Here is a 21,229-nt window from a genome sequence, read left to right as displayed (position 1 = left end):
CAGCTAAACGGAATATGTACAACAGTATAATTGCAGTTGTTATTGTTGGTGTTTTAATCATTATTGCTTTATTAGGTTTAATTAATGTGACATTCAAACCTATAAAAGGATTTTTATCGATTGTGAAAGATCTTGCAAGTGGAGAAGGTGATTTAACTAAAAGGGTTCCTGTGCAATATGCGAAATGTTCTGAGATTACTGGCATTAAAGATTCTGAATGTGTAGAACATGATGAGAAAAAGAATTGCTGGAGTAGTTTTGGAGAGTTTAGCGATAATGTTAGGTGTCCTTTACTTGTGGATAAAAAAGTAACAAGCTGTGAGGAGTGCAAAGTATTTAAGATGACTGCACGGGATGAAATATCTGAAATGTCAGTATGGGTAAACATTTTTTTGAATAATATCGAAAGGGATTTTACAAAAACACTTTATAATTTGTCAGAAGTTAGTGAAAAAATTATTCCTGTAAGCCAAAGAGTGACGGGGATAGAGCTTGTGGCAGAAGAGAATGTACAAATGGCTTCTCAAGTTGCAACTGCCAGTGAAGAGATGATCTCTACCATTATGGAAATTGCAAGGAGTGCCAATGATGCTGCAACGCGAGCAAACGAAACACTGTCTGTGGCTGAAGAGGGAGGTAAATATATTTCCGAATCAGTGGAACATGTGGAGAGGGTGAGAGAAGTCCTTGAAAATTTGAAGGGTGAGACGAAAGAGTTGATTGAAAGTTCTAAGAAGATAGGAGATATCCTTTCTGTAATTAACGATATTGCAGACCAGACAAACTTACTAGCTTTAAACGCTGCAATAGAAGCGGCTAGGGCAGGTGAGCACGGTCGAGGGTTTGCTGTGGTGGCAGATGAGGTGAGGAAGTTAGCTGAAAAGACACAGAGATCAACTAAAGAGATTGAAAAAATGATAAAGAATATGCAGAAGAATGTGAAAGGTGTAAATGAGAAGACAGAAAAGGTAAGCTACACGGTTGAGCAGCAAGTAAAAATTGCAGAAAAGACTAATGAAAGTTTTAATGTGATATTTTCAGCCATAAATGAATTGGTGAGCTTGATTATGAGTATTTCTTCAGCGGTTGAAGAACAGTCTTCAGCGACAGAAGAGATAGCTAGAAACGTTGAGAATGTAGCAAAATCATCTGAGATTACAAAGAATGATATTATTATTTTAATAGAAGCAATAAATAATATGATTGTTGATTTGAATAAGGTTGTGGATATATTCACTAGATTCAAGCTAGGCAGTATGGGGACTATATTTGTTAATGCAAAACTTGTTCATATAAAATTTGTTAAAGATGTCCTTGATTGTGTTGTTACTAGGCGATGTGATTTTGAGATTAAAGAACATACTATGTGTGATTTTGGGAAATTTTATTATGGCGAAGGCAAGCAAATATTTGGAGATGATTTGGAGTTTGTAGCTATAGAAGAGCCACATAAACAAGTACATCAATTAGGTAAGCTTATTGTGGATTATATAAAACAAGATAAAATTGATGATGCGAAAGAGAATATTAAAATTTTGATGGAGAATGTTGAGCGTCTAATTTCATTGCTAGATTCTCTTATGGAAAAGTATAAATAATGAATACTGAAGAATAGTAACTACTTATAGTAAGGATTTTTTCTGTTTTACAGAAAGATACCTTTATAGAAATTTTTAAGGCATAAAATTCAATGTTAGAGAGGTTTACAAAATTACTTTCCTTGGATTTCCAGATTTTTTATTAGGGGCGTAGTTTGCAGAGTTGTTGTTTTTATCTTTGATTAAGAAAGAAGTAATTTTAAAGCAAAAATGATTATGCAGGCTATGACAACTTTCTGAATAAAATTGTGCCCTTTTTCTACAGTAACTTTTGTGCCAAGAAGAGCACCTATCATATTTCCAATACCCAGAATTATCCCTAAGAGAAAATCAACTTTATTATTGGCAATAAATATTATTAATGCAAAAATTGTGAATACCATAATAACAAAGGTTTTTATAGCGTTTCCTTCCACAAGATTAAAACCTGTGAGTGATATACCAGCAAGAATAAGAAAACCAACTCCAGCCTGAACAAAACCTCCATAAATACCAATAAGAGTGAACACTATAAATATAATAATTTTCCTAGCTAAGGAGTATTGCATTTCTTTTGATTGTATGTTTTTTACAGGGTTTAGTATGGAAATAAAAGTGATAGCTATCATGATTATGGCAAGATATTTTTTGAAAGCTGCATCGCTTATGATTGTTGCAAGATAAGCTCCAAATATAGCACCAATGGTGGCAGGGATTGATACTGCAAGGGCAAAATTTAAATTGAAAACTTTATATTGATTGAATTTTCTGACAGCAAATAGAGATTGTAAAAAAACACCCAACCTGTTTGTGCCATTTGCCACGGTAGGGGGTAAACCCATAAAAATAAGTAAAGGGATAGTGAGGAATGAACCACCACCAGCCATAACGTTGATAAAGCCTGAAATTATACCAACAATAAAAAGTAGAATTTCTAGCATAAAAATAAATTACAAAAAAATATAAATTATTGCAAATGAATTTATGATGTGCTAACAACTAGGCATGCACGAGGCAAGTATAGCTCAAAATATTTTAGACATTGTGATAGATACAGCTCTTAAAAATAGAGCTACAAAAGTTAGAAAAGTTTTTGTAAAAATAGGGAAGCTTGCAGCTGTAGATTACAACTCACTCTTGTTTGCTTATAATGCCTTAAAAGAGGATACAATAGCTGCTGAGAGTGAGCTGTTAGTGGAAGAAGTGGAAATTAGAGGGGAGTGTCAGGACTGTGGTTGGTCGGATGTATATGAAGATTATTTTTTTAGTTGTAAAAAGTGTGGTTCTATGAATGTAAAAATTATTTCAGGTGAAGAATTAAATATTACTGAAATAGAGGTTGATTGATGAGTAAAATTAAAGTTGAAACAAAAATTTTAACAAAAAATGAGCAGAAAGCAAAATTTTTAAGAGGAGTTTTTAAAGAAAAAGGGATACTTGTATTAAATTTTCTATCATCCCCTGGCAGTGGAAAGACAAGTTTATTGGAAAAGGTACTACCAAAGTTGGTTGAAAATTACAGAGTTGGTGTTATTGAAGGGGATCTTGCCACAGAAAATGATGCTGAGAGGATTAGAAAGGTAGGTGTAAAGGCTTATCAGATTAATACACATGGTGCATGCCATCTTGAGTCAAGTGGTATTGAAAAAGCTCTTGGTGAGTTTAATCTTGATGAAATTGATATTTTAATAATTGAAAATGTCGGTAATCTTGTTTGTCCAGCATCATTTGATTTGGGAGAAGATTACAAAATTGTCTTGATTAGTACTACAGAAGGGGAAGATAAGCCTATTAAATATCCTACTGTAATAAAGGTTAGCAGTGCAATGATCATTAATAAAATTGACCTGTTACCGTTACTTGATTTTGATGTGGAAAAGTGTGTAAATTATGCAAAGGGGATTAATCCAAAAATTGATACTTTTTCCATATCATGCAAAACAGGTGAAGGTGTTGATAAAGTAGCAAAATGGATTGAAGAAAAGTTGCATGAGAAAAGAAATCTATGTAGGTGTTGATGAAGTAGGTAGAGGGGCCTTTGCAGGCCCCGTTGTAGTTTGCGCTGCCGTATTACCTCCTGATTTTCATGATGAAAGGGTTATTGATTCAAAAAAGATTACCGAAAAAAATAGGGAAAAGCTTGCAAAGTATATTCAGGAGGTTGCCATTGATTATTCCTATGGAGTTGTATGTAATAATTTGATTGATAAAGTAAATATTCTTCAGGCAACAAAGCAGGCTATGCATATCGCATTAAACAAGCTTAAAGTAAAATATAAGTTTATTGCAGTTGATTCTGTAAAACTGAAGAATATTTATGGTTGCGAGATTGTTTCTGTTGATAAAGGAGAGAGTATTTTTCAGAATATTGCAGCGGCATCTATTTTAGCTAAGGTTTATAGAGATGCTTTAATGAAAAGATTGCACCTATATTTTCCAGAGTACAACTGGTATAAGAATAAAGGTTATGGTACTAAAGAACATATTGAGGCCATAAAAAAATACGGTATCACATATTTGCATCGCAAATCGTTTTTAAAGAGTTATGTTTAAAATTGGTAAAGCCGGAGAGAAAAAGGCAGCCAAATACCTTATTTCTAAAGGATATAGTATTATTGATAAAAACTATAGATGTAAGTTTGGCGAGATTGATATAATAGCAAAGAAAGATGATGTGATTGTTTTTGTAGAGGTAAAGACTCGCAAAAACAGAAATTTTGGATATGGATTTGAAGCTGTTGATAGAAAAAAGATTGATAAGATAATCAAAGTTGCAGAGAGATTTTTGATGTCAAGAAATATTGAAAATCCTTGCAGATTTGATGTTATATCAATAGATGGTGATGATATTACCCATATTGAAAATGCCTTTACAGTTTAATAAGGCCTTTTTGTGGATCATAAAACGAACTGGTTTAGTGAGATTAAAATTTAATATTTTTATAATGAAGTTTTATATAGTATTGTTTTAAATTTTTTAATAATGAGTGCACACAAAATTTGAAGTGTTAACAATCGATTGATTAGTCATGCTGGTAAAATCTTATTATTTGATTATTTGTATTTAAAAAGTAGTTGACAATTTCTAATTAATTAATAATTTACAAGACATCAATTGTGGACATCCTCCCATAGTAATAGATAACTCCCCCACAAAAAAGGAGGCCATATGGCCTCCTTTTTTATTTTTTTTATCATGTTAAAAATTGTTGCTAAGTTGGTTAAATTTATTAAGATTAGTATTATGTTGTGGGGTGGTTTATGATTAATTATGTTTTTGATACAAATGTGTTGTTGTATGATCCAATGGCCATTTTCTCTTTTGAGAATGGCGTCATAAATATACCCATCACAGTTATTGAAGAGATAGATATTTTTAAGAAACATATGGATCAAACTGGGTATAATGCAAGGTTTGTGGCAAGGAAACTGGATGAACTTAGGAAACTTGGTGATTTGAGTAAAGGGGTCAAAATTAAAAATGGCTCGATTGTGAGGGTTAATGTATGCAATCATGAGTTGAATAAGTATATATCAGGAGAGCTTATTAGAGATAAAGCGGATAATTTGATACTTTCTGTGGCTAAATATTTAAAAGAGAAAGAAAATAAAGAGGTAATTTTTGTAACAAAAGATGCAAATTTAAGAATTAAAGCTGATGTTTTGGGTATAAAAGCCATCGATTTTGAAAAAGATAGAGTAGAGATTGAAAGTTTTTTTGATGGGGTAAGAGAAATTTCATTGAAGGAAAGAGACGTTAACACTCTTTACAGTGAGGGCAGACTTGAGATTGAACTTGATTTGAAGGAAAATGAATATGTAATTGTAAAGTCAGAAGGGAATGAGAAACATTCCGCTCTTGCAAGATATTCAAAAAAGAAGAAAATGTTGAAAAGAATAGAAGAATTCAAGTCTGGTATTTGGGGGATTTTTGCGAGAAATGCAGAACAGCGCTTTGCCTTTGATGCATTGATGGATGATAATATAAAACTTGTATGCCTAATGGGGATTGCTGGGACTGGTAAAACTCTTCTAGCATTGGCAGCAGGTTTGAAAAAGGTTGCTGATGATAGTATTTATAAAAAATTGCTTGTAGCAAGGCCAATTCTTCCAATGGGTAAAGATTTGGGGTATTTACCTGGAGAGTTGCATGAAAAGCTTCATCCCTGGATGCAACCAATTTATGACAATCTTCAGTTAATATTATCTGCAGAGAGTTCGTTAGGAAACGGAGGATATTCCTATAAGGCATTGATAGAACAGAATATCATTGAAGTTGAGGCGCTTACATACATCAGGGGAAGGAGTATGCCAAATCAGTTTTTCATAGTGGATGAAGCTCAAAATTTAACACCACATGAAATCAAAACAATCCTTACCCGTGCAGGAGAGAATACAAAGGTAGTATTGACAGGGGACCCGTACCAGATAGATAACCCTTATATAGATTACCACTCAAATGGTCTGACTTATGTGATTGACAGATTCAGTGGTGATGAAATAGCCGCAACAGTTACCCTTATTAAAGGGGAGCGTTCTGAGCTAGCTACAAAAGCTGCAAATAAGTTGTGAGGTATGGAATGGAAAGTTTTGTAGATAGTGTTTTTGAAGAGATGAAAGATGTGCTCAGCAAGTTTGTTGCTGAGAGTAAACATTTTTTAATTGCTGCTGCACAGGAGATTGCAAATTGCTTTATGGAGGAAGGTAAGGTTTTAATTTTTGGAAATGGTGGTAGTGCTGCTGATGCTCAGCATATTGCAGCTGAGTTTATCAATAGATTTAAAATTGAAAGGCCTTCTTTGCCTGCCATTGCTCTAACAACAGATACCTCTGTACTTACCTCCATAAGCAACGATTACGATTTTGATCAGGTATTTTTAAAGCAGGTTATGGCATTGGCTGATGAAAAGGATGTAGTATGGGGTATTTCTACGAGTGGTAATTCCCCTAATGTTATTAATGCTCTCAGGTTTGCAGCAAACAATGGGATAAAAACTATTGGATTCTCAGGAAAAGATGGAGGGATGATGAAGGGGTTATGTGACCTGCTTCTTGTGGTAGATTCGGATAATACTCCAAGAATTCAGGAAATGCATATTGCTGCTGGACATATTATTTGTGAGCTTGTGGATGAGATTATGTTTGGCAGATTTTCTGATATGCTGGAAATGTAGGTTATGGGTATGATGCAAAATATCTTTTACGATGTAGATAAACTGGTTGATGAATTGAGAAGGTTAAATAAAAAAGTTGTTTTTACAAATGGATGTTTTGATATTCTTCATGTTGGGCATGTATCTTATCTGTTTAAGGCAAAGGAGCTTGGAGACGTACTAGTTGTGGCTTTGAATAGTGATGAATCTGTTAAGAGGTTGAAAGGGGATAAAAGGCCTATTAATCCTTTGCGAGATAGAATGATTATGATGGCTTCTCTAAAGCCGGTTGATTACGTAACCTATTTTGATGAAGACACACCATATGAAATCATTAAAAAAATTCAACCTGATGTTCTTGTAAAAGGTGGTGACTGGAAAGAGGATGATATAGTGGGAGCAGATATTGTAAAACAGAAGGGGGGTAAGGTTTTTTCTTTAAATTACGAAGAAGGCTTTGCTACAACAAACATTATTGATAAAATTTTAAGCGTTTATTGCGAAAAATGAAACAACATCTTTTTACAGGTCTCTGGGGTTCATCGAAAACTTACTTTTTGAGGAAGTATTTAGGAGCAAATGATTCTGCCGTTGTTATCTGTGAAAATAGATTTGATATGGAAAAAGTTGTTAATGAGTTGAGCTTTTTTTTCCCGGAGAAAAGAGTTTTACCATTTCCTGAACTTACTCATGATCCATTCGATGAAGTGAAAATTGAAAAGGAAATTTTTTCAAAAAGGGTTAAAACATTACATTCACTGATAATGGATAAGAGTCCGTTTATATTGGTGGGGACAATTTACTCAACTTGTAAAAAAATCTTGTCAAAGAATGAGTTTTTAGATTCAGTGCTTACGTTTTCAGTGGGTGACATAACTTCCATAGATGAGATAAGATATTTTTTGGATTGCCTTGGGTATGTGGAAGTGGAGATGGTATCTGCGGAAGGTGAATTTCTTATCAGGGGTGATTTGGTTGAAATTTATCCTTCTGGAGCAGAGAATCCTGTAAGAATTGAATTTTTTGATGATGAGATAGAAAAGATATATTCATTTGACTATGAAAAACTAAGCAAAATAGCTGAAATGAATACCGTTACCATTTTGCCCGCGGATGAGATTGTTTCAGATAATGACAAATTAATTGAAAATGTAGCTGATGAGAGGATAAAGGAAAAAATAAAAGAGTTTGGAAAGTTTGCAGGGATTCACTGGTATGCTCCCTATGTAAATGAGATGGCTTCAATTTTTGATTATGTGGATGGTAGATTTAAGACCATTGTTATAAGCGACAGTTTTGATGAAAAACTGGATAACTTTGAGAAGTTTATTGTACAGAATTATAGTGAAGCTAAACACAAGTACCCCCTTGAATCTGTTTTTCTAGCTAAAGCTGATCTATTTAAAGAAATTGCAAGTAGTGAAATATTTTATTTGAAAGAAATTGATGATAGTGGGAAAATCAATGTGGAGTTTACTGCTGCCACATCTTTTTATTCAACAAAAAGCTCAAATATTTACGAAAATGCAGAAAATTTTACCGTTAAGTTAAAAGAACTTATAAAAAATAACTATACGGTGGCAGTTACTTTTAATAATCGTAAAATAAAGGAGACTTTTAGTAACTTTGCCACTGAGCATGAAATAATTGTAAAAGAAGTAAGAAATTTTTTTGATTTTGAAGCCAAAATTGTTGGTATTGTAGAAGGTAGTTTTTCAGGTGGATTTATTGACGAAAAAAGCAAGTTTGCACTTTTTGTAGATAGCGAAGTTTTCGGTTTTGTAAAGAAAAGGCGTCAAGGCAAGAAGAAGCAACTTTTTAAAACAAATATTGCTGATTTAGAGGTAGGAGACTTTGTTGTACATATTGATTATGGTATCGGTAAATATCATGGTATTGAAACCAAAGAGATTGGTGGAATTAAAGGGGATTACATAAAGGTAGAGTTTGAAAATGAAGAAATTTTGTATATTCCGATATCAAATATTGGATTGATTCAAAAGTATGTGGGAGCAAAGGGGTATCAGCCAAGGCTTAGCAGTTTGAAATCAAATAGATGGAAAAAGCTGAAAGAACAAGCTTATAAAAGTGCCAAAAAGCTTGCAGTAGATATTCTAAAAATTTATGCAGAGAGAAAAAAGAAAAGAGGGTTTGCATTTGTAAATGATGGTGAAATTCTAAGGACCATAGAAGCAAGATTCCCTTATGAAGAAACGGAAGACCAGCTTGTGGTTTTAAATGAGGTATTCAGGGATATGGAAAGTGAAAAACCTATGGAGAGACTTATTTGTGGAGATGTGGGATTTGGGAAGACTGAAGTAGCTATCAGGGCTGCAGCAAAGGCTGTGGAGAGTGGAAAACAGGTGGCTTTTCTTGCTCCCACTACTGTTCTTGTAAGACAGCATTTTCAAAACTTTACAGAGAGATTTACAGATTTGCCGGTTAATATAGATTATGTGTCGAGATTAAAGAGTAATAGTGAAATAAAGAAGACCCTGGAAAAAGTAAAAAACGGGGAAGTTGATATTATTATTGGGACTCACAGGTTGTTGTCAAAAGATGTGGAATTTAAAGATTTAGGGCTCTTGATTGTGGATGAGGAACAGCGATTTGGAGTAAATCATAAAGAGAAGATAAAGGCAATTAAAAGCGATGTAGATGTTTTGACTTTGACGGCTACACCTATTCCTAGAACTCTCCAATTATCATTGAGCGGTTTAAGAGATATGAGCGTTATAGAAACACCTCCTCATGACAGGGAGCCTGTTTCTATTAAGGTGATAAAGAATGATGAAGAGGTTCAAGCAGCTATTTTAAAAGAGTTGAAAAGGGGTGGGCAAGTTTATTTTTTACACAACAGTGTTGAGAATATTGAGAAAGTGGCTGCTTTTGTAAAAGAGATGGCGCCCATGTCTGAAGTGAGGGTTGCACATGGGCAGATGGATTCTAATACACTGGATAAAGTGTTTGAGGAATTTTATCAGGGAGATATTGACATTCTTGTATGTACTACCATAGTGGAAAATGGACTTGATATCCCCAATGCTAATACCATAATTATTAATAATGCACATAAATTCGGTCTGGCTCAGCTTTATCAATTGAAAGGGAGAGTAGGAAGGGGTAAGAGAAGGGGGTATTGTTATTTAAGAATTCCGTCAGGAGTGAGCCTCAGTGAAATAGCAAGAAGAAGATTAAAGATAATACAACAGTTATCTGACTTGGGTAGTGGTTTTAAAATTTCTACACACGATTTGCAATTGCGCGGGGCTGGAGATATTTTAGGGGCTGAACAATCGGGCTTTGTGGTTAACGTGGGTTATGAGCTTTATATTCAAATGGTTAATGACGCCATTAACGAGCTTAGAGGCGAAGATAAAGCTGCTTTTGAAACGGAAATTATTTCCAATGTGCCTCACTACATACCAGCTTCATTTATACCATCTCATAGGGAAAGAATTAATTATTATAGAACGATTTCAGATTTAAATGAATTTGATAATATTAAAGATGTCATTGATGAACTAAATATGCTCTACGGGGATCTTCCTGTGGAGACCTTTAATTTAATTTATATTATGTATTTGAAGAATGTTTTTTCTATTTTTAAAGTGAAGAAGATGTTTGTTTTAAATGGAAGCATTAACCTAGTTATGGATAAAGATACAAATTTTAATATAAATACCTTTCTTATTTTGGTAAAAGAAAGCGATAAAATAGTTGCAAATTTTAAAGATGAAAATACACTGTGCATGGTTTACAAGGGTGATAACTATTTTTTAAAGGAATTTGCTTTATTCTTTAAAAGGTATTTGAATGCATTGAAGGGTGAAAAAGAGTTGGCATGAAGAAAGTAATCGTTATTTTGATAATAATTGCTGCTTTTCTTATTTCTTGTCAGAGGAAAGAATCTAAAGAAGCTAGAAGCGGTCAGGATAATAAAACTTTAGTGCAGAGTGTTAATGATTTTAAGAATGCCGCTATTATAATTAATGGCAGCCCTTATTACAAAGAGGATATCCTAAACTTTGTGTATTTTAATTTCCCTGAAACTTCTGATATGGATTTAAGTAATGATAACTTAACCCGTCTTTATTTGGATGAGTTCATAAATTTCAAGCTACTGGTTGAAGAGGCCGTGAAAAATAATGTAAAGATTGATAAGAAAAGATTTGAAGAGATAATAAAAAATGTTAAGAGTCTTAGTGATGAATCGTATGTGATTAATTTGCCAATAAGTTTTGAAAATTACAAAGAATTATTTAAAGAAAATTTAATAGTCAAAGAATGGGTAAACAGGCTAATTGAAAAAAATATAACTGTGACAGAAGAGGAAGTGAGAAGTAAATACGAAGAATTTGTAAAAAAGTATAAGCCATCAACAAGGTATCATGTGCTTCATATTGTAACACTAAATTATAATGATGCTAAGAAGGCAAGAATGAAGCTTTTGAGAGGTAAAAAATTTTCTGAGGTGGCAAAGAAATATTCTGTAGGACCAGAAAAAGATGATGGTGGAGATCTGGGAAATATTGTGCTTGATGATATGCCAAAGGTTTTTCAATATATCAAGAATCTGAAGATTAATAGGATAAGTCCCATTTACAAGTCAGATTATGGTTACCATATTTTTAAAGTGGTTGGTAAAGAAAGGGAGCAAAATAAAAGTTTTGAAGTACTTAAACCAAGGATTTACCAGGAGTTATATACGAGTAAAGTGGATAAGTTTTTAAATAATCATGTAAAGGAGTTGAGAAAAAATGCAGAAATTAAAATTAACAATCCTGATCTTAATATTGCTGACAGCGACAATTCAAGCAAAAGTAATTGATAAAATCGTTGCCATTGTTGGTGATAAAATAATTACTCAGTATGATGTAGAATCATTTAATCCGAAAAAAGTTAAGCAGATTTATTCTATAAAAGATGAAGCGAGGAGAGAAATCCTTTTGAAGAAATATTATAAAGAAGTGTTAGATTTTCTGGTAAATCAATACATCTATGAGATTGCTGCTGAGAGAGAAGGGATAAAAGTGACAGATGATGAGGTGGATAGGGCTCTCAATGATGTTTTAAAGCAAAACAATATTACCATGGATCAGCTTGAGCAGGTTTTAGAGCAAAACGGATTGACTCTTGAGAAATACAAGTATCAGCTGAAAAATGAAATTTTAAATGCAAGAATAAGATCGGCTGTAATTATGCCAAAACTTGTTGTTACAGATGAAGATATTAAAAATTATATTGACGAGCATCAAAATGAGTTGAAGCTTGCAGATAAATATGAGCTTAGAATCATACGTGTGAGCAGTGAAGATGAAGTAAAGAAGGTAAAAGAATATATCAAAGAGAAATCTTTTGCAGATGCAGCGATTAAATTTTCAAAAGATAAGACATCAAAAAAAGGTGGATATGTAGGGTGGTTAAAGATTTCTGATTTACCGGAAAAATACAGAAAAATTGTGATAGAACATAAGAAAGGTGATGTATTTGAAATGAAAGATGGAAAAGATTTTGTAATTTTTTACATTGAAGATTTTAAAAGCAAATATGATGTGGATGATAAATTACGAGAGGAGATAACCAGGAAGATAAAAGAGAAGATGTATCCAGAGGTGGTAAAATCCTGGTTAGAAAAACATAAAACTACAATTTTCATTAAATATATGTAATTGTTTAATTTGTGGGGATATTTTTTATGAGACTTGATAAATTTTTGAAAGTTTGCATGCTTATTAAACGCAGAAGTGTGGCAAACGAAGCTGCTGATGAAGGTTTTATCTATGTAAACGGTCGAAAAGCAAAACCTTCTACGAAAATTAAAGAGGGGGATTTGATTACTCTTGATATGTGGAATTATAAGAAAGAAATAAAGGTATTGAAGGTGCCTGAGACTAAAGGGAGTATTCCTAAAAAAAATATTGATGAATATATAGAAGTTTTATCCTATGAAGTAAAAAATGTGGATGATTTTTAAATATTTGATTTAGTGAGCCATCGTTTTTCTATGTAAGGTTTTATCCCTTTCATACCGGCGCCTTTTGATATGGCATCGAGGATGTTATCATCTTTCACGAAACTTCCTGCAATATTTGAAAACTTACTCAATTCATTGGAAAGTGGTGTGGATGGTCCCATTATTATTTTTACACTGGTATCAGAGCAGTAACAAAGGAAATCTTCCGTTGTTTTATTAATCAATGTTGTGCCTGAGATTATTACAATATCACAATTTGGAAGATAAAATTTTGCAAGGTTGGGTGGTAAAATATTAGGAAAGGTTTTTAGTTCAAAAATATATAGATTTTTGACAATATCTTTAATTTTTTCAATGACCGGTTTGAAATATCCTACAATAGCTACATTTTTATTTTTAAAATCAAACCGTTCAGTAATTTCACGGGTATCTTTTTGCCCATTGTTCAAAACCGAGTTTATTGTCGCAAGACCTATTGAGGATTCGAGGAGATCATCACTAAAAAACAGTTTGGCAAGGTCTAGGGCTTTTAGTCCTTTAAGATTTTTATTGAGTATATTACAACCAGATGAAATATTTGCCCTGAAGGTGTAGGCTATCCCTATTCCAGCTTCCGTTTTTACACCTATGTAACTTAATCCTAAGACGTAATCAATTACAGATAGATTTGATAATTTTTCTTCCGCTTCTTCGAAAATAATATGGGAGAGTAGTTTCATTTGTGTCTGCTCTCCAATTCTTTTAAAACATTTGCAAAGTCTATATCTTTATATTCGAAAGCAACAAGAAAATGGTAAAATAAATCAGCAAATTCAGAAACAACTCTATCTTCAGGTTCTGTTAAATATGCTTTTAAAAATTCGGCAAATTCTTCACCCAATTTCTTTATGATTTTATTTTCTCCTGCAGATAATAATGTGTTGGTATACGAGCCTTCTTTTGGGTTAGTTTTTCTATCTTTAATAATGTTTATTAATTTTTCGATAATTTCAAAATTCATTTTTTGCAATCCTCCTTTTACAATCTAACAGTTACACCATTGTCTTTTAAAAACTGCTTTACCTCTTTTATGCTGTATTCTTTATAATGAAATATTGATGCGGCAAGGGCTGCGTCAGCTTTACCTACTGTAAGCCCTTCAAGAATATGTTCAGGAGATCCTACACCGCCTGAAGCGATTACAGGTATTTCCACAGCTTCAGCTATTGCCTCTGTCAATTCAATGTCATAACCGTCTTTTGTACCATCTTTATCCATGCTCGTTAAAAGTATCTCTCCGGCACCGTACATTTCCATTCTTTTTGCCCACTCAATAGCATCTATACCTGTAGGATTTCTGCCACCATGGGTATAGACTTCCCACCCGAAGCTGTCCGTTTTCCTTTTGGCATCTATCGCTACGACGATACATTGTGAGCCGAATTTAGCTGAAGCTTCCTTTACAAATTCTGGGTTTTTAACTGCTGCAGTATTTATTGATACCTTATCGGCACCTGCGTTTAAAAGGTTTCTAATGTCTTCAATGGTTCTAACACCGCCACCAACTGTGAGTGGGATAAAAACCTGCTCAGCTGTTTTAGCTACCACATCAAGAATGATACCACGATTTTCTGCACTTGCTGTAATATCCAGAAAGGTTATTTCATCAGCACCCTCTTCATTATAGAGTTTTGCTACTTCAACCGGATCTCCAGCATCTCTAAGGTTTAAAAATTTTGTTCCTTTTACCACTCTGCCATCTTTAACATCAAGGCATGGAATAATTCTTTTTGCAAGCATAATTCACCTTATTAAATATTTTTTCTATTAATAACAACTGATGACTTAAATATCAATGTAAATTATGTTTTGAGGTCATCCCATTTTTAAATGAAAAAATTTCTAGGTCTTGATAGAAACAAGTATAGGGTATTTTCTCGCTCATTTTCGCCAAACACCTCAATGTAAAGCTTAGAAATTGCGAAGTTTGTTTGTATAAACATTTCAATAAACAGTTAAACGCAAGCTAGGTGTTCTGAAAGCGCATCTTGATTACAATGTAATACAGTTATAAGCAATAGCTCAGATAGAATTGCTGTCGACTTATCTTTAAATCCTCTATCTAAAAAAGAGGATTTAAACTTTAAAAACCTTAGCTATTTCACTTAATTTATTTACTTGGTTGTTTATACTTTTAACAATATTCATGAAAGATTGAATCATGCTTTTACTTTGTTCAGTACCGGCTGATAAACTTTGAACATTTTGATTGATATTACTTAATGCTATTGTTTGCTCATTTATAGAAGTATTAATCAGGCTATTCTTTTCTGAAATTTCTCTAATTATATCAACTATTTTATTAAAAGCTATCTCTGTTTCGTTAATAATTTTAACTGATTCTTCAACGCTTTCTCCAGCAATTTGCATTTTATTATGTGCTGTTTTCGTTTTTTCTTTTAATTGAGCTATTATGTTTCCGATTTCTTTCACGGATTTTTGTGTTTTTTCTGCTAATTTTCTAACTTCGTCTGCAACAACTGCAAAGCCTCTACCATGTTCACCTGCCCTTGCAGCTTCAATGGCTGCATTGAGTGCTAGCAAGTTTGTTTGGTCTGCTATATCATAAATTACATTTAAAATATTACTTATTTCATCTGATGAATAAACCAAATCTTCCACAGTTTGAGCTAACTCAGATGTATTATTTTTAATATTGTTTATACGAGAAACAGTTTCATATAACTTATTTTTACCTTCTTCTGTAACACTAGTCGCGTTACTCATGACATTATTTACTATATTAACATTATTTAAAACTTCTTCTGATGTAACACTAATTTCTTCCATTGCAGATGCTATACTGATTATTCCATTCGTATTATTTTCTATCATGGTGGATGTTTCACTAGAAATTGCTTGTAGTTTATCTTTTGTTAAAACCAGTTCATTTATTAAATTTAACAATGACATCATGATTCCTGATATTTTGTTTTTCATTATGATCAAATCTTTCAATATTCCGTCTTGAATATTTTCATCGATTTGAAAATTTAAGTTTCCGTTAGTTATTTCATGTATATATTTTCGAGAAACGAGTATTCTTGATGTGATAATCCTTACTAAATACAATGCAAACAAACCATTTATTAAGCTGATAATTATACTAATAAAACCAAAAACTAATAATGAAGAAACTTTTTTTTCAGAATATTTTTGCATTAAGTATACGGCTTTGTTCATTTCTGTTAATAATTTAATGTTGTTGTTTAAAACAAAATGTAATGAATCATCATCAGAATGATTCTTTAGAATATTATTTATTTTTTTATGAAAAGTATTCCAGATTTCTTTTACGGTTAATAATTGTTTTTTTACGGTTTCATCATATGCTCCAGGAATTTTTTCAAACGATTTCATATTCAAATCTATTGAAACTTTTCCGCCATATGTAAGACTATTTAATGTCATATCAAATAGTTGCATAGTATTCTTCAAAGTCTTTTCATATTTACTGGCTAATTCTACATTTCCTTGGCGTTTATAGTTTAAATATATCATCATTTCTTTAGTCATTTTTTGTGTTAGCATACGTTGTCTTCCTGCCATGTTAATAATTAGAGCATCAGCTTTCTGTTTCTTTAAAACATATACTGTGTAAATTGTTCCTGAAACTGTTACCAGAATAAGTAATAAAATGATAATTAACAAAACCCCGACCATTTTCTTCAGGTCCCAGCTTTTAAAAGTGACAAAATCTTTCAACTTGTTCATTTGAAACCCCCACAATAAAACATTGTAACAATGTTTTATATACTATACTATTATATCACTCTCAAGCTTTGTCTTAATAAAAATTATAGTTTAGTTAATAGATTAAGAAAATTTTAAAAGGATATAAAACTACTCCAATAGATTTTGTGATTTTATAAAATTTTTTATTCCTAAAAGAGATTGTTTAAAAAAAATGGTGTAAAATAATTATTTTGGTGTTAATTTTATTGTATGAAAACTAAAACTTGTTTTTTAGTTATAGTCATTTTTGTTTTAATCTCCTGTGTGCAAAAAGAGAATACAATACGTTTGCTAAGAGATAAACCTGTTAAAACTGTTTTTATTGAAGATATTAAAGAAGATTCACCTACTGAATTTGAGAAAGCTTTACCAAAATCAACTATAATAAAGAACTCAATTGTTGTGTTTAAAAAAGTATATCCTAAAAAGTTGCTTGCAAATAATGTGGTAGATTTTGATAAAGGGGTCATTTTAACTGATAATTTTTTGATAAATTTAAATGGTATTAATTGTAAGATGTTCAGTTTACCTGATGAACGGATAGCTCATATATATGTGAGCAACCGAATTGTAATGTTGAAGGGTGAAAAGAATTTTTATTTTTTAGATTTAGATAAATGTGGGCAAATAGCAAAAATGAAAGCTGAACAAGTGATAGGTTTTGATGGAACCAACCTTTATTTTCAAAAAAATAACACACTTCTTAAAAAAAATATTTTTACAAAAGCAGTTGTTAAACTATTTGATGTTAATGAAATAGTTGAAAGAATAGAGAATGTTGATAGTTATCTTTTTGTTTTGACAAAACAGGGAAATCTTTTTGTAAAAATAAAAAATAATGGAAGTTATGTAGATATTGCAAAATTTACTAAAGTTAATGATTTTAATCTGCAAAAAAGTCCAGAGGGGATTCAGCTTTATTTTAAGAGTGATAACAAATTTTTTACTTTTAATTTAGGCAGGCAGGGAGTAAATAAGACAGTAGAAAAAGTTATAAATGGTGAAACCATCTATTTGGTAAAAGGTAAAATTGGTTATTTTGAGGATAAATTTCTTTTTATTAATGATAAGAAATTTTTGCTGGATGATAATTACGAAAGATTGATTTTTTATAATGGGACACTTTATGGGATTTTAAAAAATGCCCTCTATGAGATAGATATTTCAAAGAGAATCTACAGAAAATCGTTAATTTTGGCTCCGCTAAAAATAAAGGGGTGTTTAGCAGATGGTAAAATTTATATAAAAGATTTGGATGGGATAATTAGAGCGCTAGATATGACAGCAGACATTTATAAGATTGTGGATGAGATTCCTGAAAATTGTGAAGATTTACCTTACAGATGTGGAAAGTTTATTTTAAACGCTGGGGAAATAGTTTTCGCTAAAATGGTGAATAATGATAAAAATTATCTCATGTTAAAGCGCAAAATAGGGGATGATATTTACTATTTTTTTGAGAAATATTAAAGATAAATTTTTCCTCTAAATGTTGACAGGGTGTTTAGTTTTAATTACTATCCTGATGCTAGAGATTTTTTGATAAGGTTCTTTCGGGAGGAAAATATGAATATCAAAGTAATTATCCTGGCAGCTGGAAAAGGGACCAGAATGAAATCTGAAAAGTCCAAAGTGATGTTTAGTGTGGCTGGAAAACCTATGATTGATTACGTATTGTTCACTGCGAAAGAGATTAGCAATGATATTGTAGTTGTTGTTAACGATACACAAAAAGATTTATTGAGTCACCTTGATGACAATAATATAAATTATGTTTTTCAAGAAAAACAGCTTGGTACTGGAGATGCGGTTAAATCTGCCATTAAAAATATTGAGGATTTTGACGGCAAGGTTTTAATTTTATGTGGGGATATGCCCCTTGTAAAAGCTCAGACATTAAAGCAGTTTGTTGAGGAAGCAAAAAACAGTGATGTGGCGTTAATCACCACATTGATGGATGATCCTACAGGTTATGGAAGAATTATAAGAGATGGGAAAAAGCAGGTTTTAAAAATTGTGGAAGAAAAGGATGCAAACGATTATGAAAAGAGGGTAAACGAAGTTAATACTGGGATTTATTTGGTTGATTTTGCCTATTTGAAACCTGCCCTTGAGAACTTAAAGAATGATAATGCTCAGGGAGAATATTATCTAACCGATATCGTAAAAAGTGGCAGTTTTGCATATTTGGTTGAAGATTCTGATCAGTTTCTAGGTGTTAATGATAGGGTTGCCCTTTACAGTGCTTCAAAGAGTATCTGGAGACAGAGAGCTTACAACTTTATGAAAGAAGGTGTTACCATAATGGATGTGGAAACTTTTTACTGTGATGAATCCGTAAAAATCGAAAATGATGTGGTGATATATCCAAATGTGTTTTTGGAGGGGGAAACGGTTATCAAAAAAGGGTGCAAAATTTATTCTGGAGTTAGAATTGTAAACAGTATTATTGAAGAAGATTGTGAAATCAAAGATAACACTCTCATTGAAGATTCAAAGGTTGGCAAAAAATGCAGTGTGGGGCCGATGGCTCATCTGAGACCTGGTACAATATTAGAAGGGGAAAATAAAATAGGTAATTTTGTGGAAACCAAGAAGATATTTTTTGGTAAAGGTTCTAAAGCAAGCCATTTGACATATCTTGGGGATGCAGAAATTGGTAGAAACGTAAATGTGGGATGTGGAACAATTACCTGCAATTATGATGGATTTACAAAGCATAAGACTGTAATTGGTGATGAGGTATTTGTGGGTAGTGATGTGCAGTTTGTGGCTCCGGTTAAAATTGGTAAAGGTGCTTTGATAGCGGCAGGTTCTACAGTTACAAAGGATGTGCCGGATGATGCCCTTGCCATCACAAGAGCTGAGCAGAGAAACATTGAAGGGTGGGTGCCACGCTGGAGAGCAAAAAAGATGAATAAGGAGAAATGAGATGTGTGGAATTGTAGCATTTATAGGGGATAGAAGTGCAAAAGATGTCCTTATTGAGGGGCTTACGAGGTTAGAATATAGAGGTTACGATTCTGCTGGAATTGCATTAATTGAAAAAAATAAAATTGAGGTTTACAGAGCCAAAGGTAAGCTTTCTATATTAAAGGAACTGGTGGCAGATAAAACACTAACGGCATCAATAGGTATAGGACATACAAGGTGGGCAACCCATGGTAAGCCTTCTTATGAAAATGCTCATCCACATTTTTCTAATCATATTGCAGTTGTTCACAATGGGATTATTGAAAACTATCTTCAGTTGAAAGAGGAGCTATTACAAAAAGGGTATGAATTTAAGTCTGAGACAGATACAGAGGTGATAGCCCATCTTATTGATAGCTTGTATGAAGGTGACCTTTTTGAAGCAGTGAAAAAGGGGATTAAAAGGTTAAAAGGTTCCTATGCCATAGCAGTTATTAGTGAAAAAGAGCCTGAAAAAATAGTTGTGGCAAGGTATGATAGTCCTTTAGTTATAGGTATCTCAGAAGGAGAGACCTTTGCTGCCAGTGATATTCCTGCAGTGTTAAGTTATACAAGGGATTTTATATTTTTAGAAGAAGGGGATGTGGCACTACTTGAAAAGGGTAGTATCAAAATATTTAATGATGATAAAGAGGTGAAGAGGGAAGCCAGACATGTTGATTGGAATCCTGTTATGGCCGAAAAGGCAGGATACAAGCACTTTATGCTCAAGGAGATTTATGAGCAGCCAAGGGGAATCATTGATACAATAAGGGAGAAATATTCATTAGAAGATGGTGAGATATATTTTGGTGAGATAGATTTTGAAAAAATTAAGGATATAAAAAAGATTACCATTGTAGCCTGTGGTACAAGCTGGCATGCAGGTCTGGTGGGGAAATTTTATATAGAAAATCTTGCCAAGATCCCTGTAGAAGTGGATATAGCGTCAGAGTTTAGATACAGAAACCCTATAATAGATGAAGAAACCTTACTTTTGCCCATATCTCAATCAGGTGAGACGGCAGACACCATAGCAGCATTGAGGCTTTCGAGAAAAAGTGGTGCAAAGGTGGTTTCTATTTGTAATGTGGTGGGTTCTACAATTGCAAGAGAATCTGATGGAGTGATTTATACTCATGCAGGGCCTGAGATTGGTGTGGCTTCTACAAAGGCTTTTACGACGCAGCTTGTGTCCCTTTTCCTCTTTGCACTTTTCTTAGCTCAAAAAAGAAACAAATTATCAAATGATGCAATAAAAAATTATTTAGGCGAGCTTATTAGACTACCTGAGAAGATAGAGGCAGTTTTGAAACATGACAGCTACATTGAAAAAATTGCAAGAGATTTTATACATTATAAAAACTTTCTTTATCTGGGAAGGCATTACAACTACCCTATTGCACTTGAGGGGGCATTGAAGCTAAAAGAGATTTCATATATTCATGCTGAGGGGTATCCAGCTGGAGAGATGAAGCATGGGCCAATAGCACTGATTGATAAAGATATGCCGGTTTTTGTACTTGGGACAAAATCAGAAGTATACGATAAAATACTCTCCAATGTGGAGGAAGTTAAAGCCAGGAGTGGAATTGTGATATCCACAGTTACAGAAGGTGATGTGGATATCAGAGGGAAGTCTGATTACGTAGTAGAAGTGCCACATTGCATCAATGAGTTGACACCCTTTTTAAATTCTGTTGTTATTCAGCTTTTTGCCTATCACTGTGCAAATCTACTTGGGCTTGACGTGGATCAGCCAAGAAACCTTGCGAAAAGTGTGACGGTTGAGTAAG

Annotated in this window: 20 protein-coding genes and 1 pseudogene; 16 read left to right on the top strand and 5 right to left on the bottom strand. The window is 33.0% G+C overall.

Translation table 11 applies throughout. The annotated features are described in order from the left end of the window. Positions 1-14: 14 nt before the first annotated feature. Both FHQ18_RS12960 and FHQ18_RS12955 read left to right on the top strand, forming a co-directional pair. Positions 15-1,085 (top strand): annotated as a pseudogene (locus FHQ18_RS12960) (methyl-accepting chemotaxis protein); the annotation flags it as partial. Next, the gene (locus FHQ18_RS12955; protein WP_425457884.1) at positions 1,068-1,598 is read left to right on the top strand and encodes a CZB domain-containing protein; all 531 of its coding nucleotides are present in this window, start codon (positions 1,068-1,070) and stop codon (positions 1,596-1,598) included. The pseudogene FHQ18_RS12960 and the gene FHQ18_RS12955, both read left to right, overlap by 18 nt. Before the next feature lie 182 nt (positions 1,599-1,780). On the opposite strand, the gene FHQ18_RS05815 is transcribed toward FHQ18_RS12955, so the two are convergent. Next, positions 1,781-2,518 (bottom strand): sulfite exporter TauE/SafE family protein, encoded by a 738-nt coding sequence (locus FHQ18_RS05815; RefSeq protein WP_149266222.1) that lies wholly within the window; start codon positions 2,516-2,518, stop codon positions 1,781-1,783. Between the two features lie 64 nt (positions 2,519-2,582). Here FHQ18_RS05815 and hypA point away from each other — a divergent pair, with 64 nt between their 5' ends. From hypA to FHQ18_RS05760, 11 genes are all read left to right on the top strand, one after another. After that, positions 2,583-2,924 carry a hydrogenase maturation nickel metallochaperone HypA gene (hypA, locus tag FHQ18_RS05810; protein WP_149266221.1) on the top strand — a complete coding sequence of 114 codons (342 nt, stop codon included), beginning with the start codon at positions 2,583-2,585 and terminating at the stop codon, positions 2,922-2,924. Next, a complete protein-coding gene (hypB, locus tag FHQ18_RS05805; protein WP_149266220.1) occupies positions 2,924-3,595 on the top strand; it encodes a hydrogenase nickel incorporation protein HypB in 672 nt (223 codons plus the stop codon). The genes hypA and hypB overlap by 1 nt, the downstream gene beginning before the upstream one ends. Continuing rightward, entirely contained in the window at positions 3,567-4,130 is a 564-nt protein-coding gene (locus FHQ18_RS05800; protein ID WP_149266219.1) for a ribonuclease HII, read from the top strand. Before hypB ends, FHQ18_RS05800 begins: the two co-directional genes overlap by 29 nt. Next, positions 4,123-4,458, top strand: coding sequence for a YraN family protein (locus FHQ18_RS05795; protein ID WP_149266218.1), 336 nt, complete (start codon positions 4,123-4,125; stop codon positions 4,456-4,458). Before FHQ18_RS05800 ends, FHQ18_RS05795 begins: the two co-directional genes overlap by 8 nt. Positions 4,459-4,838: 380 nt before the next feature. Then, complete coding sequence (locus FHQ18_RS05790; protein ID WP_149266217.1) at positions 4,839-6,149, top strand: PhoH family protein; 1,311 nt, start codon at positions 4,839-4,841, stop codon at positions 6,147-6,149. A gap of 8 nt (positions 6,150-6,157) precedes the next feature. Beyond that, positions 6,158-6,751, top strand: coding sequence for a D-sedoheptulose-7-phosphate isomerase (locus FHQ18_RS05785; RefSeq protein ID WP_149266216.1), 594 nt, complete (start codon positions 6,158-6,160; stop codon positions 6,749-6,751). 12 nt (positions 6,752-6,763) lie between these two features. Then, entirely contained in the window at positions 6,764-7,240 is a 477-nt protein-coding gene (gene rfaE2, locus FHQ18_RS05780; RefSeq protein ID WP_149266250.1) for a D-glycero-beta-D-manno-heptose 1-phosphate adenylyltransferase, read from the top strand. Next, positions 7,237-10,578, top strand: a complete 3,342-nt coding sequence (mfd, locus tag FHQ18_RS05775) for a transcription-repair coupling factor (RefSeq protein ID WP_149266215.1) — start codon at positions 7,237-7,239, stop codon at positions 10,576-10,578. The genes rfaE2 and mfd overlap by 4 nt, the downstream gene beginning before the upstream one ends. Then, positions 10,575-11,561, top strand: coding sequence for a peptidylprolyl isomerase (locus FHQ18_RS05770; protein ID WP_149266214.1), 987 nt, complete (start codon positions 10,575-10,577; stop codon positions 11,559-11,561). The genes mfd and FHQ18_RS05770 overlap by 4 nt, the downstream gene beginning before the upstream one ends. Then, on the top strand, positions 11,491-12,402 hold the full coding sequence (locus tag FHQ18_RS05765; RefSeq protein ID WP_149266213.1) for a peptidylprolyl isomerase: 912 nt from the start codon (positions 11,491-11,493) through the stop codon (positions 12,400-12,402). The genes FHQ18_RS05770 and FHQ18_RS05765 overlap by 71 nt, the downstream gene beginning before the upstream one ends. A 26-nt stretch (positions 12,403-12,428) precedes the next feature. Further along, a complete protein-coding gene (locus FHQ18_RS05760; protein WP_149266212.1) occupies positions 12,429-12,707 on the top strand; it encodes an RNA-binding S4 domain-containing protein in 279 nt (92 codons plus the stop codon). On the opposite strand, the gene FHQ18_RS05755 is transcribed toward FHQ18_RS05760, so the two are convergent. From FHQ18_RS05755 to FHQ18_RS05740, 4 genes are all read right to left on the bottom strand, one after another. Then, complete coding sequence (locus FHQ18_RS05755) at positions 12,704-13,426, bottom strand: DUF364 domain-containing protein (protein WP_149266211.1); 723 nt, start codon at positions 13,424-13,426, stop codon at positions 12,704-12,706. The genes FHQ18_RS05760 and FHQ18_RS05755 overlap by 4 nt on opposite strands. Next, on the bottom strand, positions 13,423-13,707 hold the full coding sequence (hisE, locus tag FHQ18_RS05750) for a phosphoribosyl-ATP diphosphatase (RefSeq protein ID WP_149266210.1): 285 nt from the start codon (positions 13,705-13,707) through the stop codon (positions 13,423-13,425). Before hisE ends, FHQ18_RS05755 begins: the two co-directional genes overlap by 4 nt. Positions 13,708-13,724: 17 nt before the next feature. Further along, positions 13,725-14,486, bottom strand: a complete 762-nt coding sequence (gene hisF, locus FHQ18_RS05745; protein WP_149266209.1) for an imidazole glycerol phosphate synthase subunit HisF — start codon at positions 14,484-14,486, stop codon at positions 13,725-13,727. Between the two features lie 336 nt (positions 14,487-14,822). Further along, complete coding sequence (locus tag FHQ18_RS05740) at positions 14,823-16,460, bottom strand: methyl-accepting chemotaxis protein (protein ID WP_149266208.1); 1,638 nt, start codon at positions 16,458-16,460, stop codon at positions 14,823-14,825. Between the two features lie 231 nt (positions 16,461-16,691). Between FHQ18_RS05740 and FHQ18_RS05735 the strand changes: the two genes are divergently transcribed. The 3 genes from FHQ18_RS05735 (at position 16,692) to glmS (ending at position 21,228) form a co-directional block, all read left to right on the top strand. Then, a complete protein-coding gene (locus FHQ18_RS05735; protein ID WP_149266207.1) occupies positions 16,692-17,951 on the top strand; it encodes a hypothetical protein in 1,260 nt (419 codons plus the stop codon). A gap of 96 nt (positions 17,952-18,047) precedes the next feature. Then, complete coding sequence (gene glmU, locus FHQ18_RS05730; protein ID WP_149266206.1) at positions 18,048-19,412, top strand: bifunctional UDP-N-acetylglucosamine diphosphorylase/glucosamine-1-phosphate N-acetyltransferase GlmU; 1,365 nt, start codon at positions 18,048-18,050, stop codon at positions 19,410-19,412. 1 nt (position 19,413) lies between these two features. After that, the gene (gene glmS, locus FHQ18_RS05725) at positions 19,414-21,228 is read left to right on the top strand and encodes a glutamine--fructose-6-phosphate transaminase (isomerizing) (RefSeq protein ID WP_149266205.1); all 1,815 of its coding nucleotides are present in this window, start codon (positions 19,414-19,416) and stop codon (positions 21,226-21,228) included. Position 21,229: the final 1 nt, after the last annotated feature.

The sequence above is a fragment of the Deferribacter autotrophicus genome (genome assembly GCF_008362905.1).
GTDB classification, from domain to species: domain Bacteria; phylum Chrysiogenota; class Deferribacteres; order Deferribacterales; family Deferribacteraceae; genus Deferribacter; species Deferribacter autotrophicus.
This window is presented reverse-complemented; position numbering and strand designations above follow the sequence as displayed.